Raw genomic sequence first — 15482 nt, 5'->3', positions numbered from 1 at the left:
GGGGAGCATTTTGAATTGGAAATGCGAAATTCCAAGAGTAAGGCTTCCCCAGGAAGAAAGTTATAGAGGAGAGTCAAATGAGTACAGCAGTAGGAAACCATCTCGTATTTTTCAAAGTCGAGCTCGAAAAACTTCTTTCGGGGAGTGAAAAAACCACGGGGCATGTGGGATCTGTTAGATTAAAAAGTTTTCCAAATATTTGTATTTCTAATCCTGAAAATTCATCGCGTAGTGAGAGGCGGAGAACTTTGAATCCTGAGTTGGAACCAATTACACTAGTATATGGACTTTGTGGGGCCGTTCCCCAGGCAATGCAGGTTATGACGTTGGGGCAAAATCTTGGGGTCCTCACAATATCAGAAGTCATCTCTGATGGAGAAAATGTTCAATTGCATCGCGAAGTAATATTAAAAGAGGTCTATATTACAAACTGGAGTATTATGCTTGTAGAAGAGGGCCTGGTGTGCAGTATCGTAGTTGAATATGGATCAATTGAACAATCACGCGTCTCTTACGATCAGGCTCTCGTAGCACAAGGGAAGACTTCTATGTCAGCATCTCAAATTTTGCAGACAACAACAGTATAGAAGATTATTCGTTATGCGCCTGAATGAAATAAATTACAGGGAAAATCTATAGGAGGAATAAATGGCAGGCATGAAAAAAGGATCATCAAGTGGCATTCCGGAGGTGGGCTTACGGCAAGCAAGTAGAAAGCAAGAAAATGACTTTATTTCCATTGGGGAAAATGGAAGTTCTCTTGAAAAACAAGTGTATGCGTTTGATCTGCTTGCGCAATTGATGGATATTGATCCGACAAATGAATCTGCTCCTCTCGTTTTACATTCGGATAAGATTCAGGGAGAAGCAAATATTGGGAAATTCACCAATGGGATCGAAATTTTAGGAGCATTTCTAGCGGCCAGGAAAAAATCCAAACTTGCCAATGGTGAGTTGAATTCAGGTGCTAAAGTCGTTTTTTGGGATCTAACTGTAATTCTAAAGGACAATCCATATGTCGAAACTGCTTTGGGCTCTGCAGCTGCTGGAACAAATATCGGATTGACCTTCATTGCATCTTTGAGAAATGCAGGGGCTCCAAATGAGCCTTCCTTTGAGTTGAAATGTACAAATACTCGTATCTCAGCTATTGAGCAGGGGCAGGATGCAACTTTTCTTTCCCTAGCATTTGATAGCATGGAAATAAGGTTTTTGCCTGACGGTCCAAATGGAGTAGCAACAGGTCAGGTAGTAGGTGGGTGGGATCTGACAAAGAACATATTGCCAGCTGCTAAGACATGAGCTTGATCACAGGACATCACAAAAGTTATTTAGCTGGGTTTTAATAGCCTACCTCTACAACCATCCCGGAATCCCTGAAGGGGATATCCGGGATGGTTGTTTTTAAAAATGGTCGCTGATCAAATATATAGATCTTTCTTTCGCTTTTTGTTGGTTGTGTTTGAGGGCGACAATGCCTTGAAACTGCGATATACTATCCTTGAATAAGAAATTATGAGGGGGATAGCTTGAGAAAAACGTGGACCATTCCTGGAGATAGGGCCCCATTGTTTGATCGTTTAAGTGACCTGAATCAAGAGCAAAAGGTTGAGGTGCCTCCCTTTCGCATTTTAAAGCCAGAGCAAGTTCGAGAATCTATTATTCATGAAGTCGCAAAGCTTTTGAATACGCGTACAGCACTATCTCGGGATGAGCTGGACTTTATGGAGGCACAAGATCTTCCCTATGGGTTTCCGCTGCTCTATGGATTTCCAGATTTTTCCTTTTTTGATCCAGCTGATCAATCAGAGTGGATTATTATCGCGCAAAAGTTGGAAACTATTATTGATATGTTTGAACCTCGCTTAAAGGATGTTCAGATAAAGATCACAGGTTATGACCCAAAATTTCAAGTTATTTCCGGGGAAATAAGGGCTAACATGATCTTGGACCAGGTCGTGGAACCCATCGTTTTTCCCATAGATGTTCAATCTTATCTTTTGTCATCTCCTGAGAAGGATGACATTTATGGCAAGAAGTTGGCTTCTACAACGACTCAAGGAACTGGCACATGAGTTTGACATTTTCCGAGAACGATCTCGACTATTTCCAAAGGGAAATGAGCTATCTTAGGCGGATGATAGCCATATACGCGAAGCAATACCCAAAGGTCGCCCAACGCCTCCAGATTGGGGAAGGGGCTTCAGGGGATCCTCATGTTGAGAGGCTCATAGAATCATTTGCATTCTTAACGGGGAATCTGCAGCAAACAATTGACAATGAGTTTCCAAGATTTACCACCGCTTTATTGGGAGTATTGTATTCCCAGTTTGTGAATCCAACGCCTTCTATGTCGGTGGCAAGATTCGCTGTAGATACCACACAGGGAAAGATGACCAGCGGATACACGGTTGAAAAAGAGACGCCTCTCTTTACCCATGCGAGCGAGGGAAATATTTGTAGGTTTCAAACCTCTTATCCTGTGGAGCTTTGGCCTATTGAAGTTTATGACGCTGACTTGGTCCAGGCTGATGATTATGATTTTGTTCATCCTATTTCGCCCTATGCAAAATTGTTGAGAATACGCCTACGATCTATGAAGGGAGATCTAAACGAACTTGAGCTCAAAAAACTTCGATTTCATATCAATGCCGATGAGCCTACTGCATTGGTCCTCTACGAATCTATTTTTACGGGGGAGGGTTCCATAGCAATTGTCTCTGATGAGAGTAAGTCACCCGTAGTGATTCCACAAGGATCCTTGGGACAGGTGGGCTTTGCAGACGATGAAGGCGTTATTCCAGCGTCATCTCATGGGCATCCTGCTTATAGGTTTTTGCAGGAATATTTCGTCTTTCCCAATAAGTTTATGTTTTTTGATGTAGATAATTTGGATCAGAGAACGGCTACTAAGACTGTGGATATATTGCTTCCTGTCTCAAATTTGAAAGCTTTGGAAAAAGTAAACTTGGGAGCGTCTAATTTTCTTTTAGGCTGTACACCAATCATCAACCTATTCAAGAAAATTTCAGAGCCAATTCGATTAGATCATCGGAAATCTGAGTATCATTTAGTCGGGGACTTAAGGCGTGAGTTAACCAATGAAATTCATACCATTACAAAAGTCGTGGCGGCAACGGCTGGTGAGACAGCAGTCGAAGAGTTCACCCCTTATTTTTCTTTCAGTCATGATGCGGCTCTGGAAGATCAAAAGGCATTCTGGTATGCACGACGATCCCCTGCCATTCGCAAAGACATGCCTGGCACAGATCTCTTCCTTTCATTCGTCGATTTTTCTTTTAATCCGATGACTCCAGCTGTTCAAACTGTTTTTGCGCATACCATGTGTACAAATAGATTGCTTCCCATTGAGCTTCCCGCTGGCGCTAAGCTCCAAATTGAAAAAGCGGCACCTGCAGCAGAAATATATTGTTTGAACGCTCCAACGTTGCCCATTTATCCTCCCAGCAAAGGAGCAACTGGGTGGAAGCTAATCTCTCAATTGACACTGAATCAGTTGTCATTTTCTAGTGATCCAAAAAGCCTGGAGGCTCTTAAGGAGCTATTGAGGCTCTACGTGAATATTGGGGGGTATGAATCTGGTGCTGAAATTGATGCCATGAAAAAATTGGAATGTGAACCAACGGTTCGCCGACTTGGGCAGGAAGCTTGGCGTGGATTTGTTAGGGGAACGGCAGCAACTGTGACTTTTGATGGAGAAACGATAAAAGGGCACAGCCCAGTATTATTTTCTGGTGTCCTAAATAATTTTTTCAGACTGTATGTCAGCATCAACTCCTTTGTAGAATTGTCAATTAAGAGAACCGCAGAAGAAGGAATCTGGAAAACATGGCCCGCACACGTGGGCGGAAAAGCCCTTCTGTAAAGGAAGATCTTTACGCCGAACCCTATAATTTTGATTTTGATCAGGCCATAAAGCTGTTGGATCGCCTTAATGTGGACAATATCGCCCTTGGAAAGGGAAGTGATCCAGCTAAAGAATCTGTTCGTATCAAGTCTAGGGTTTCTTTTGCTTTTCCGGCCAGCGATCTTTATAGCATGACGTCAGGAGACGATGATGCGCTTCCAGAGCTTCATATTAACTTTTTCGGAATCTCGGGCCTGCAGGGACCTCTTCCAACCCCTTATACAGAACAAGTCATTGATAGGATGCGCCAGCGTGACTATGGCTTTCGAGATTTTTTAGATGTTTTTAATCATCGGTTGGTTTCGCTCTTATATAGGATCCATAAAAAATATCGAATTGGAATCGCCGAATTAACGCCTGAAGAGACGGATATAGGGAAGACTCTGAGAGCGTTTGCCGGTATTGGCTATGATATACCGGCCTTAAAGAACAGGACGTCTGTGCCCGACCGTTCCCTATTGGGATATGCAAGTTTCTTCTGGAAAGAGGCTCATTCTGGGGGTGAATTAAAGCTTATATTAAGCAGCTATTTTGGAACGCAAGTGGAAGTCATCAACTGTCAGGGTGTGTGGATAAAGGTTCCTAAATCTCAGTATACGCGCATAGGGACGTCTGGGCAGTTTCAAAAATTGGGACAGAATGCTGTTCTTGGAAAACGCTTTTGGGATCAGCAAACACATTTTACGGTGAAAATTGGCCCTCTTCCTTTTAAAAAATTTGTAACTTTTTTGAAAGGAGGGGTTGCCTACCAGCAATCCAATGATCTAGTTAATCTATTCATTGGTCAGGAAAAGACATTTGACTACAATTTAGTGGTCCAAGCCGAAGAAGTTCCGGAGACTCGATTGGGACAGGACAGTCTTCTAGGATGGACAACTTGGCTTAAAACTAAGCCATTTGAAAAGGATGATGCTCAAGTGTGGATTAATCCTGACTAAGCCTACTCTCGGGGGGCTAAATTTTATTGTGACGGGGAATTTGATGTCAATTGATACGCGAAATCTAGTGGGGAAATTAAATCCTCTTTGTAAAAGGGTCTTTGAATTAGCGGCTGAAGGATGCGTTTCAAATACAAACTTTACCGTTGAATTAGAGCATCTATTGTCTAAGCTTCAGGAAATGCCAGATTCAGATTTTGCTTTTATTTTAAGGTATTATGAGATTGAATTGGATAAATTTTCTCAACAATTAGACATGGCTTTGTCAAAGTTAAAACGAGGGAATACACGAACGCCGGCTCTTTCTCAACACATTCTGACACTTCTTCAAGATGCTTGGTTGATTACGACTCTGACTTTCAACGAGCAACGCGTTCGCTCAGGAAGCCTGTTATTGGCGCTTATAAATTCTGAGAATTTGCGGGGGATTCTCATGGATTCATGTCCTATCCTCTATAATATCCCGGCGGTTCGTCTTCAAGAAGACATACAGGAGCTTATAGAGGAGAGTTCTGAGGGAACCCCCGAGACAGTCTCGCAAGAGCCGGGGGCAAATCTAAATAGGCCTGTAATTGCCCGTGAAGCGTTGGATCAATACACTATTGATTTAATCCAACAGGCCCATTTGGGAAAAATTGATCCTATTGAAGGACGTGACAAAGAAATACGCCAGGTGATAGATGTTCTAACCCGCCGGCGTCAAAATAATCCCATTCTTGTTGGAGAGGCTGGTGTGGGGAAAACGGCCATTGTTGAAGGACTTGCTTTGCGCCTTGTAAAAGGCGATGTGCCTGAAAGTTTGAAAGATGTTTCAATTCGAACCCTCGATTTGGGATTGTTGGAAGCCGGCGCAGGCATTAAAGGCGAATTTGAAAATCGTCTAAAATCAGTAATTTCTGAGGTAAATGCGTCCCCAACGCCAATTATTTTATTTATAGATGAGGCCCATACATTAATTGGATCGGGTGATGCGCCTGGGCAGAGTGATGCTGCCAATTTGTTAAAGCCTGCTTTGGCAAGAGGAGAATTGCGAACCATTGCAGCGACCACGTGGTCCGAATATAAAAAATACTTTGAAAAAGATGCGGCTCTTTCTCGTCGCTTTCAGCTGATTAAAGTGGACGAGCCGGATGAAAAAACGGGTATCCTTATGGTGCGCTCGTTAGTTAAAAAAATGGAAGAACATCACCAGGTTCGTATATTGGATGAAGCGATTCGGGCGGCAGTTTCTCTGTCCCAAAAATATATTACTGGGCGTCAGCTTCCTGATAAAGCAGTGAGTGTTCTAGATACTGCGTGTGCACGGGTTGCCCTCGCTCAAACATCCACGCCGGAAACTTTAGAAGCCCTTAGACGGGAAGAAGAGAACTTACAGTCTGAAATTACCCTTTTGGAACGAGAGTCAAGCCTGGGGGCAGAACATAAAGAACGATTGAATGATCTCAATCAGCGGTGTGCCCATGTGGTTGAATTGCAGTCCCAGAAAGAGAAACAGTGGCACCAAGAGCTTTCCTTGGTGAAAGAAATTTTGGCATTGCAGGAGAAAATTGGGTCTAAAAAGTCAGAATCTGTTGATTTGCAGGCTTTGGAGCAACTTGAAAGTGAGCTTCACGACCTTAGAGACGAACTTCCCTTAGTCCCCGTATGTGTGGATCGCAATGCCATTGCCTCTGTCATAGCGGGATGGACAGGTATTCCCGTTGGGAAAATGTTGCAGAATGAAATGGACACCATTTTGACCTTGAAGGATAGAATGGAGGAGCGTCTTGTTGGTCAGCCTTACGCTCTTGAGACAATTGCAAAGCGTGTTCAAACATATTATGCTAATTTGGATGAGAGCCACAAACCGGTTGGGACATTTCTTTTAGTGGGGCCGAGTGGTGTCGGGAAAACCGAAACGGCGTTAACTCTTGCAGATATACTTTACGGCGGAGAACGGAATCTAATTACGTTAAATATGTCTGAATATCAGGAGCCCTATACGGTTTCATCCTTAAAAGGATCTCCTCCTGGCTATATCGGTTTTGGTCAAGGAGGAACCTTGACCGAAGCTGTGAGACGAAATCCATACTCTGTTGTTTTATTGGATGAAATCGAAAAAGCTCATCCAGATGTAATGGAACTATTCTATCAAGTTTTCGACAAAGGTGTCATGGAAGACGGAGAAGGTATTGAAATTGATTTCAAGAATACTCTCATTATTTTGACATCTAACCTTGGATCAGAGGAGATTTTCTCTAGTGTTAAAAGTGGGGAGGTTCCCAGTTCGGAATCTCTTATGGCGTGCGTGCGTCCAGAACTTTTAAAGCACTTTAAGCCTGCTTTTTTGGGTCGACTAGTGGTCGTGCCATATGTGCCGCTTGGCGATGATCAGATCCAGAAAATTGTGACTCTAAAACTAAACCGGCTTCAGAATCGCTTTCAAGAAAGTCATAGTGCCAGTTTAACCTATGATGAGAATGTTATTTTGGCCATTGCCAGTAGATGTACTGAAGTTGAATCTGGCGCCAGAAACATTGACTTTATCTTAACTCATAATGTTTTGCCGGCTCTTTCTGCGAAAATTTTAGACCGATTAGCGAAGGACAAGAAATTTGCTCATGTGCATATTTCTCTTTCGGAAGAGGGGGAGTTTGGATACACTTTCCTAGAAACATTGCCTGAAAAAACACTTAAAAACCAAGGATAAGACTTTCTAATGGCGCCGGGGCTACTCAGAACAGAAAAGAATATATACATTTCCCTTCACACTCCCCTAGGGGAAGATGAGTTGATTCTAACAAAGCTCGAGGGTACGGAAAGTATTTCTCAGCCTTTTTGTTTCGATTTGGAAATGTACTCTTTTTCATCCAATTTAAAAGTGGAGTCTGTTTTAGGAAAGACAGCGACTATTACCATGTCGTTCAAGTCTGAGAAAAGATACATAAGCGGGATTATTGGAGAGTTTATCCAAGAGACGACCTTTGGAGCCGAAGGGAAGGATAAGGGCGTTACAAATTATCGAGCGAAATTGTATCCTGAATTCTGGGTGTCGCAATTTAATAGTGATTGCCGGATTTTTCAAAATAAGCAAACCATCTCAATTATTAAGGAAGTTCTTGAGGAACACAAGGTGAGCTCTGTCAAAGATAGTACGACATCCCGTGGGAAAGACATGCGGGAGTTTTGTGTGCAGTATAATGAAAGTGCCTTCAATTATGTTTCAAGGCTCATGGAAGCAGAGGGAATATACTATTTTTTCTCTTTTGCAAATGGGCGTCATACATTGACCATGGGGGATAGTATCGATGGTCATCCAAAGGTTCCTGGGAGTGATAAAAATTTTCTATACCAATATGGTAAGGGACTTCCTCCTTTTAACACTGTCCTAAGTTGTGATCTGCAGCACCAAGTTGTTCCGAAAAAATACTCGTTAAATGATTATAATTTTGAAACCCCTAAAACGAGCCTTTTGGCTAATTCTGTAGGGAAGGGTTTAGGGGGTGATGTATATCATTATCCTGGAGGTTATCAAAAGCATAACGCGGGTGAGGGATTTACGAAAGTTAGGATCGAATCAACAGAGTGGCCCGAATATATTGTTGGGGGAAAATCGACGGTGCCTTTCTTTACGGCAGGGCATCAGTTTAGCTTAAAAGGTCACAAGCGCCGGGATGCCAATACAACGTACGTCCTTTTGAGCGTGACGCACAAAGCATCCTATGATGCAGATTCAGAATCCTATATTTATTCGAACGAGTATACTGCTTTTCCAGCAAAGACGCCCTATTGCCCACAACTGGCAACGCCCATTCCTAAGGTATATGGTTCTCAAACTGCGCTTGTGACGGGAAAGTCTGGAGAAGAGATTTGGACCAATAAATATGGACAGATTAAAGTCAAATTCCACTGGGATCGATTGGGGAAGGATAATGAGACGAGTTCTTGTTGGGTCCGCGTGGCTCAAGGGTGGGCTGGCGGTAAATGGGGGATGCTTTATACGCCGCGTATTGGCCAGGAAGTGGTTGTGAGTTTCTTAAATGGAGATCCCGATCGTCCTTTGGTAACTGGGTCTGTCTACAATGGGCAAGATTTGCCTCCCTATCTTCCATCTGATCCTACGAAAAGTACGATCAAGAGTAATACCTCCAAGGGGGGGAAGGGCTTCAACGAGATGCGGTTTGAAGATAAAAAGGGCAAAGAAGAATACTACATGCATGCCCAGAAGGACATGAACATCGATATTATTCAAGATCGCACAACCACCATTGAAAAGGGAAACTGTACGACAACCATTAAGGAAGGGAGCCGCAAGACTGAGCTTTCAGCCCAGGGTAGTGGGGAAGGGAACGATACACTCCTTCTAACGAAAGGGAATTTAAAAACAACCCTTACGAAAGGGAATGAAAGTAAGACGCTGACCGAGGGCAACAAGTCATTGACCATGACCAAAGGGAATGAAAGCAAGACCCTGACCGAAGGTAACAAGACATTGACGATGACCAAGGGAAATCAAGAGATCACCATGGCCAAAGGGAATTTGACCAAGACTCTTTCCGATGGCAACAGGACCACGACAATTCAAGGAAACGATACTTCTACTGTATCGAAAAATTATGTGCTTACCATAGGTGGTAATCTGTCAATTGAAGTGACTGGAACGATCAATATCACCGCAGGAGAGGATATTAGCATGGAAGCCGGAGGGGCCATGGATGCCACGGCTGGGGGTGATATGAGTTTAGCAGCGGGAGGTGTCATTGAAGCTGATGCCGGCGGCGCCATCAATGCGGCTGCGGGAGAAGGAGTAAATGTAGAGGCAGCGGCTGAAATTACCCTGGATGCGGGGGCGGATATTTCCATCAGTGCGGCTGCAGCTGTAACAGCAGAGGCCGGTGCTGATGTGTCCATTTCGGCAGGAGCGGCTGTAACCGCTGAAGCCGGTGCCGACGTAAGTATCAGTTCAGGGGCAGCCATTACCCTAGAAACAGGGGCTGCTTGTAACATAGCTGCGGGTGCGGCCGTTTCCTTGGAAGCCGGAGGTATTATTAACCTGGCATCCCCAATTGTATTAGTTGAATAGTGATGGATGTAAATTTCTCCTATCCGTCTCCTAACTTCAACAAACGCCCTCAGGGGACCCCAATAGACATGATTGTGGTTCACTATACTGAGATTCCCTTAAAGGCTGCTCTCGCGCGTCTCTGTTCATCTCAGGACAAAGTAAGTGCCCATTATGTGATTGGCGAGGATGGAACCGTTTTTTCCCTGGTTCCCGAAGAAATGCGTGCCTGGCATGCGGGGGCTAGTTTTTGGGATGGTCGTGAAGGCATTAATGACTATTCCATTGGCATTGAGTTGGATAATTTAGGTGATCGACCATTTACTAACAAACAAATGGAAGTATTGATTGCGCTTTGCCAGGAGCTTCAGGGGCGATACGTGATTCCTAACGCGTATGTCGTTGGTCATTCGGATATTGCTCCGGATCGTAAAGTGGATCCTGGGCCCTTTTTTGACTGGAAGAGGTTTGCGGCGGCTGGAATTGGTTTATGGCCTGCGGGGGCAAGTTCATCTGAAGAGTTTACGATTCATCAGGTCCAGCAGGGGTTGGCGCAGTTCGGATACAAAGTTTCTCTAACGGGAAGGGAAGACTTGCAAACAGATCAGGTGATGAAGGCCTTTCATAGCAGATTCTGTCCTTCCCAGATGTCAGAGGCCATGAATAAAGAGACTTTTGGGCTTTTGCAGGCTTTATTAAAACTCAAAACTTGAGATTTTCAATTTTTTATCCTAACTTAGCCATATCAGACGGCCGGATGGTTGCGCTTTGGTTCCATTGTGGGCCAAGGTGAGGAAAGTCCGGGCTCCACGGGAAGAGGATGCCGGGTAACGCCCGGCGGGGGCGACCCTAGGGAAAGTGCCGCAGAAAGTAAACCGCCAGAGAGGCGACTCTCTTGGTAAGGGTGAAAGGGTGCGGTAAGAGCGCACCGCGCCTCTGGTAACAGAGGTGGCAGGGTAAACCCCATTCGGAGCAAGACCAAGCAGAGATCTCCTTAAGCTTCGGCTTAATCGTGCCTTCTCGCACGAGGATCTCGGGTAGGTTGCACGAGGCGATGGGTAACTATCGTCCTAGATGAATGGCCATCCTTCCATTCTATGGAAGACAGAACCCGGCTTATAGGCCGTCTGATACTTTTTATTAGAAACTTAATTTTTTTTCCTCTTGCATCCCATAAGTTAATGGGTATCATGCCCGTTGATAGATGGTTTTTAAGCATTTTAAAGTGCTTATAAGCGGGTGTAGCTCAGGGGTAGAGCACAACCTTGCCAAGGTTGGGGTCGAGGGTTCAAATCCCTTCGCCCGCTCCATTTTCTCAATAGATTCAATGGATTAAGAGTAAAAAGTTTTTTTCTTTGTTACCGTAATATGTCGCAAAGTCCCTTCTTTACTGGGTTTTAAAAATATCACCCAAATAATCGTTTGATGATAAACAGTATTTTCTTATAAAAGTTTTCCTATCTTTTGGACGAAAAAGATGATATACAGGGTTGTATATAAGTGATGAACTTATTGAGCCTTGCGAGAGAGATTTTGGACAAGGCGAGTTATGTTAGACTTTGTGGTTTTATAAATATCCGTTGAAAGAATAGATATGTCGAAAATTACCTTTTTTACTAAGGGCGATATTGTTGTATATCCAGTACACGGTGTTGGCCGAATTGAGGATGTAGAAACTCAAAATATTGCGGGTTACGAACTCCAAGTTTACGTCATCAAATTTACACATGATCGTATGACTTTGAGACTCCCTGTTAAGAAGGCTGATTCAGCTGGTCTCCGTAAACTAAGTTCCCTTCCTGAGATGGAAACAGCTCTTAAAACCCTAAAGGGAAATGCTAAAATTCGCAAACTTATGTGGAGCAGGCGTGCCCAAGAGTACGAAGCCAAGATTAATTCTGGTGTTCCCGGCTCTATTGCAGAAGTTGTTCGTGATCTTCATCGTTCCTCAAAGAACCAGGAGCAATCTTACAGCGAACGTCAGATTTATCAATCAGCTTTGGAGCGTCTTACACGCGAATTGGCTGCGGTTGAGGGGATTGAAGAGAATTCTGCTGCTGCAAAGGTAGAGACTTTCTTAAAGAAAGCTGCTTAGCAAAAGTTTTCTAGTTGAGTGGTGACGAGAAGGGGTGCTTTGCACCCCATTATTGTATGTACACTCATAGATTGCATAAGAAGACTGGATTATAGGGAAATCTTTTTCGGAAAGTCTTTGAGCGTTTGTTCTACTAGTGGATCGACTTTTTTCCCAGCGATTGCTGTTGTAAAAACATCTTTTGAGGCATCAACAATGATATCTGCAGCAGCTTTCCGCAAATGTAGAAGGGCCTGCTCTTCCATTTGAGAGATGCGAGAAAGAGTGCTTTTTTCCTGATGAGCAAAGACATGCTCAATATCTCCTCTAGATTTGTCTTTAAGAATTTCTGACTCTTTCTTGGCATTATTAAGAATATCATCAATGTGATGATTTGTTTCAGCAAGGTCTCGTCTACGTTGGTTGAGGAGCGCTTGGGCTTCTTCCCGAAGAGAGGTAGCTTGCTCAAGCTGACCTTTAATCTTCTGAGAGTGATCATCTAGTGACTTTGATATAATTTTCCACATATGGCGCCCAGCAAAAACAATAAAAAGTAAAAAGGAGACCATAACCCAAAAGGTTGGAGTTGAAAGGACTGTCATGCGTGTTTCTTTTTATCCGTCTGTTGAGCAAGGGCTTCTTGGACTGACGTGTCAATGAGGGTGTCTGTGGGGGGCGTATCAAGAAAACGGGATGTAATGGCTAGTGTTAACCCATGAGCAATGCTTTTCATGTCTTTAAGTGCGCTTTCATACCCTTCTTGTGTTTTTTTCTCAGCAACTTTTTCTCTTTCCAGAAACACGTGATGGAATTCGCGTCTTTTTTCTGACAAAAGATCCCCTGTTTCAATAAGAGCACTTTCAACCATTTTTCGGGCTTCCTCTCTTGCAGTGTCCAGTTTTTGAGACATTTCCGCCTCAATAGCATACACCTCTTCCTTAAAGGAAGAGGCTCGATTCAAGGCGGATTCAATACGTTTCGTTCTGCTTTGGAATACCTCTCCCATTCGTGGCAGGACATAACGATTTAGGGTTATATACAAAAGCAGGAAGCTGATGCCTAACCAAAAAAGTTGGGAAGGATAAGTGCTTAAATCTAGCTGTGGCACATCAATATCTCTGATTTAACGCATGAATTTGTTTAGAGAAAGAGAATTAAAAAGGCGATCAAAAGGGCAAAAAGTGCGACAGCTTCCGTCAAAGCAAATCCAAGGAGCCCAATGGGAAACACTTGCTTTTGCACCGAAGGGTTGCGTCCGATGGCTTGGATAAGGCTGGCGAAAATATTTCCTATTCCCATCCCGACGCCAAGAAGCGCAACGACTGCAAGTCCTGCACCTATCATTTTAGCCGATTGAAGATCCATTATCATTCCTTTCTTTTCTCGTTGGTTAACTAGTGTAAATGAAGCGCATCGTTTAGGTAAAGGCAAGTTAAAATAGTGAAAACATACGCTTGCAAGGCGGCTACCATAATTTCAAAAGCTGTCAGGGCCACGTTGATGGCAAGTGGGGCAATTCCATACACCCCCAGCATCACTGTAAATCCCGCGAATACTTTCAACATTGTGTGTCCGGCCATCATATTAGCGAACAAGCGAACGGAGAGGCTGACGGGTCTCGATAGATAGGAAATAATTTCTATGGGGATGATCAATGGAAGTAAGAAAACAGGCACCCCCTTGGGCACGAAAAATAATAAAAATCTTAGGCCGTGTTTAGCAATTCCTATCAATGTCACTAAGACAAATACCATCATGGCTAGGCCAAAAGTTACAATGATTTGGCTGGTGAAAGTATAAGAATAGGGAATCATTCCGAGCATGTTTCCAAAAAGGAGAAACATGAAGAGAGAGAACACGAATGGAAAGTACTTTCGCCCATCAAGGCCAATATTTTCACGAGCCATATTGGCAATAAACTCATAAGAAACTTCGGCTAAAGATTGCCAACGTCCCGGGATAATGGCCTTTTTTTGCATGCTCAAAATAAGAAACACACTAATAAGAAAAGTACTTAAGATCATAAAGAATGACGAATTCGTAAAGGATAAATCCACATTTCCCATTTTGAGAGAGACGATGGGGACCAATTCAAATTGATGGAGCGGAGAAGCTATGGTCATTTTTTTTCGTCGGGCTTTTCAGATTGGTTGTTTTCTGTGGGGTCATCATACTTTGTCGAACGCTCTAAGCCAACAAAAAAACCCGAATTATGAAAGAGGGTGCGATACATGTTTAAAAATCCTGCCAAGGATCCAAGGATGAAAAACCCAATCAATCCCCAAGGGGATGTTCCGAAAAAGTGATCAACCATGAGGCCAATAATGACGCCCACAAAAACGCCCGCAACTAAATCAGTCCCTACGCGAAAGCTTTTTCCGTAGAAAGTGCTGTCTTCTTGCTTAGTAGATGGGGACTGTGCGGCCTTTTTGGCCTTATTGATTCTTTTATCCAGATCGTCTTGTTTCGAATCAGACATTATGTGCTAGATTTTCCCTAGGAATTGGCCTTTTCTGCTTTCTCAGCTTCTATAATGGCTTTTACAAAGCTAGCTTCCGAAAGAGCACCGGTGTGTTCTTTACCATTGATTATAAAAGTGGGCGTCCCGGAAATAGTATACGTATTGTTTCCATCGAGGCGTTTTTTCAGGATCCCATTCATGAGAGTTAGATCATTTGTGCATCTATCAACGTCTGCCTGGGTTAGACCACAAGTACGTGCTACCTTGTCTAGGGAACTAACCATATCTTCTGAATTATATAGCCATTCCTCTTGTTCTTCGAAGATGGTTTCAAGGGTTTCTATGTAATGTTTGGCGCCGCGCCCCCAAGCAATTTGAGAGCCTCGCAAGGCAATGGGGTCCAAAGGAAAGTCCCGAACCAGTATCCTCACCCGTCCCGTTTTTATGAATTTTTTATGAAGTTTTGGCAAAACTTCTGTATGAAATATGGCACAATGACCACAAGTAAGAGAGGAATACTCAATGATCGTTACAGGTGCATCGGGTGATCCAACAATGATTTCCGGCAATTCTTGTATTTGTGATTGTTCAGAAGTTCGAGCTTGCTTCTTTGGGGAAGCCTGCACGTATTCTCTTATAAAAAAGGCACTTAAAAGAACAACTACTGCTAATAAAAAGACGCGTTTCAACTTACCACCACCAAACAACATATGTCCTTCTCCCTTTTTTATTTTATAATAGCTTTTTGTACGTGAAGAAGGCAAGAAAAAATAGGACTGAGGGGCTTTCTGAAAAATAGTTTGAATTCATAAAAAACGCTGCACAGCTTATGATGCTTGCAAAGAACAAGTGAGTTTCTCAAGTTAGCATGAAGATGTTAAAAAATATGACATCACCATGAGCAAATTGCAAAATTAGGTGAGTGAGTTAATTTTTGTTGTCTTTAAGAAGCGACAAACCAGACAAAAATACCAGGTCCTCCTGTTATTGGGGTTTAATAAGGAAAGATAAAAAGCCAAACTAATCTCAACAACAGAAGG

The 15482-nt window shown here is 43.2% G+C and carries 15 protein-coding genes, 1 tRNA gene and 1 other RNA gene; 11 read left to right on the top strand and 6 right to left on the bottom strand.

Going from position 1 to position 15482, the window contains the following annotated elements; translation table 11 throughout:
* The first annotated feature begins 77 nt into the window (after positions 1–77).
* The 11 genes from HOL16_08215 to HOL16_08165 all read left to right on the top strand — a co-directional run bounded on the left by HOL16_08215 (position 78) and on the right by HOL16_08165 (position 12002).
* Positions 78–587, top strand: coding sequence for a hypothetical protein (locus tag HOL16_08215; protein MBT5390660.1), 510 nt, complete (start codon positions 78–80; stop codon positions 585–587).
* Between the two features lie 61 nt (positions 588–648).
* The gene (locus tag HOL16_08210) at positions 649–1302 is read left to right on the top strand and encodes a hypothetical protein (protein MBT5390659.1); all 654 of its coding nucleotides are present in this window, start codon (positions 649–651) and stop codon (positions 1300–1302) included.
* A gap of 227 nt (positions 1303–1529) precedes the next feature.
* On the top strand, positions 1530–2075 hold the full coding sequence (gene tssE / locus HOL16_08205) for a type VI secretion system baseplate subunit TssE (GenBank protein ID MBT5390658.1): 546 nt from the start codon (positions 1530–1532) through the stop codon (positions 2073–2075).
* Positions 2072–3886 carry a type VI secretion system baseplate subunit TssF gene (tssF, locus tag HOL16_08200; protein ID MBT5390657.1) on the top strand — a complete coding sequence of 605 codons (1815 nt, stop codon included), beginning with the start codon at positions 2072–2074 and terminating at the stop codon, positions 3884–3886. Before tssE ends, tssF begins: the two co-directional genes overlap by 4 nt.
* Positions 3850–4866: a type VI secretion system baseplate subunit TssG gene (tssG, locus tag HOL16_08195; GenBank protein ID MBT5390656.1), complete on the top strand. Its 1017-nt coding sequence runs from the start codon at positions 3850–3852 to the stop codon at positions 4864–4866. The genes tssF and tssG overlap by 37 nt, the downstream gene beginning before the upstream one ends.
* A 43-nt stretch (positions 4867–4909) precedes the next feature.
* A complete protein-coding gene (gene tssH / locus HOL16_08190) occupies positions 4910–7555 on the top strand; it encodes a type VI secretion system ATPase TssH (GenBank protein MBT5390655.1) in 2646 nt (881 codons plus the stop codon).
* 81 nt (positions 7556–7636) lie between these two features.
* The gene (tssI, locus tag HOL16_08185; protein ID MBT5390654.1) at positions 7637–9928 is read left to right on the top strand and encodes a type VI secretion system tip protein VgrG; all 2292 of its coding nucleotides are present in this window, start codon (positions 7637–7639) and stop codon (positions 9926–9928) included.
* A gap of 2 nt (positions 9929–9930) precedes the next feature.
* Positions 9931–10620 (top strand): N-acetylmuramoyl-L-alanine amidase, encoded by a 690-nt coding sequence (locus HOL16_08180; GenBank protein ID MBT5390653.1) that lies wholly within the window; start codon positions 9931–9933, stop codon positions 10618–10620.
* Between the two features lie 32 nt (positions 10621–10652).
* An RNA gene (gene rnpB / locus HOL16_08175) (RNase P RNA component class A) lies at positions 10653–11042 on the top strand.
* Between the two features lie 100 nt (positions 11043–11142).
* A tRNA-Gly gene (locus HOL16_08170) sits at positions 11143–11217 on the top strand.
* Between the two features lie 284 nt (positions 11218–11501).
* Entirely contained in the window at positions 11502–12002 is a 501-nt protein-coding gene (locus HOL16_08165) for a CarD family transcriptional regulator (GenBank protein MBT5390652.1), read from the top strand.
* 89 nt (positions 12003–12091) lie between these two features.
* Here HOL16_08165 and HOL16_08160 read toward each other — a convergent pair whose 3' ends face one another.
* Genes HOL16_08160 through HOL16_08135 form a run of 6 tightly spaced genes read right to left on the bottom strand, consistent with a single transcriptional unit; the run spans position 12092 to position 15152 of the window.
* The gene (locus HOL16_08160) at positions 12092–12583 is read right to left on the bottom strand and encodes a hypothetical protein (GenBank protein ID MBT5390651.1); all 492 of its coding nucleotides are present in this window, start codon (positions 12581–12583) and stop codon (positions 12092–12094) included.
* Positions 12580–13089 carry a hypothetical protein gene (locus HOL16_08155; GenBank protein ID MBT5390650.1) on the bottom strand — a complete coding sequence of 170 codons (510 nt, stop codon included), beginning with the start codon at positions 13087–13089 and terminating at the stop codon, positions 12580–12582. Before HOL16_08155 ends, HOL16_08160 begins: the two co-directional genes overlap by 4 nt.
* 32 nt (positions 13090–13121) lie before the next feature.
* The gene (locus HOL16_08150) at positions 13122–13346 is read right to left on the bottom strand and encodes a F0F1 ATP synthase subunit C (protein ID MBT5390649.1); all 225 of its coding nucleotides are present in this window, start codon (positions 13344–13346) and stop codon (positions 13122–13124) included.
* 29 nt (positions 13347–13375) lie between these two features.
* Positions 13376–14104 (bottom strand): F0F1 ATP synthase subunit A, encoded by a 729-nt coding sequence (locus HOL16_08145; GenBank protein ID MBT5390648.1) that lies wholly within the window; start codon positions 14102–14104, stop codon positions 13376–13378.
* On the bottom strand, positions 14101–14460 hold the full coding sequence (locus HOL16_08140; protein ID MBT5390647.1) for a hypothetical protein: 360 nt from the start codon (positions 14458–14460) through the stop codon (positions 14101–14103). The genes HOL16_08145 and HOL16_08140 overlap by 4 nt, the downstream gene beginning before the upstream one ends.
* Positions 14461–14477: 17 nt before the next feature.
* A complete protein-coding gene (locus HOL16_08135) occupies positions 14478–15152 on the bottom strand; it encodes a DsbA family protein (protein MBT5390646.1) in 675 nt (224 codons plus the stop codon).
* Positions 15153–15482: the final 330 nt, after the last annotated feature.

The sequence above is a fragment of the Alphaproteobacteria bacterium genome, from assembly GCA_018662925.1.
GTDB lineage: Bacteria > Pseudomonadota > Alphaproteobacteria > 16-39-46 > JABJFC01 > JABJFC01.
The sequence above is the reverse complement of the archived record's forward strand: the minus strand, read 5'-3'. Positions and strand labels throughout refer to the sequence as shown.

Bases quoted from the DNA above. Each gene is read 5' to 3' on its own strand.
- HOL16_08210 (MBT5390659.1), top strand. From the start codon at position 649: ATGGCAGGCATGAAAAAAGGATCATCAAGTGGCATTCCGGAGGTGGGC.
- tssF (MBT5390657.1), top strand. From the start codon at position 2,072: ATGAGTTTGACATTTTCCGAGAACGATCTCGACTATTTCCAAAGGGAA.
- HOL16_08180 (MBT5390653.1), top strand. From the start codon at position 9,931: ATGGATGTAAATTTCTCCTATCCGTCTCCTAACTTCAACAAACGCCCT.
- HOL16_08135 (MBT5390646.1), bottom strand. From the start codon at position 15,152: ATGTTGTTTGGTGGTGGTAAGTTGAAACGCGTCTTTTTATTAGCAGTA.
- HOL16_08160 (MBT5390651.1), bottom strand. From the start codon at position 12,583: ATGACAGTCCTTTCAACTCCAACCTTTTGGGTTATGGTCTCCTTTTTA.
- tssG (MBT5390656.1), top strand. From the start codon at position 3,850: ATGGCCCGCACACGTGGGCGGAAAAGCCCTTCTGTAAAGGAAGATCTT.
- HOL16_08165 (MBT5390652.1), top strand. From the start codon at position 11,502: ATGTCGAAAATTACCTTTTTTACTAAGGGCGATATTGTTGTATATCCA.
- HOL16_08150 (MBT5390649.1), bottom strand. From the start codon at position 13,346: ATGGATCTTCAATCGGCTAAAATGATAGGTGCAGGACTTGCAGTCGTT.
- tssH (MBT5390655.1), top strand. From the start codon at position 4,910: ATGTCAATTGATACGCGAAATCTAGTGGGGAAATTAAATCCTCTTTGT.
- HOL16_08215 (MBT5390660.1), top strand. From the start codon at position 78: ATGAGTACAGCAGTAGGAAACCATCTCGTATTTTTCAAAGTCGAGCTC.
- HOL16_08140 (MBT5390647.1), bottom strand. From the start codon at position 14,460: ATGTCTGATTCGAAACAAGACGATCTGGATAAAAGAATCAATAAGGCC.
- HOL16_08145 (MBT5390648.1), bottom strand. From the start codon at position 14,104: ATGACCATAGCTTCTCCGCTCCATCAATTTGAATTGGTCCCCATCGTC.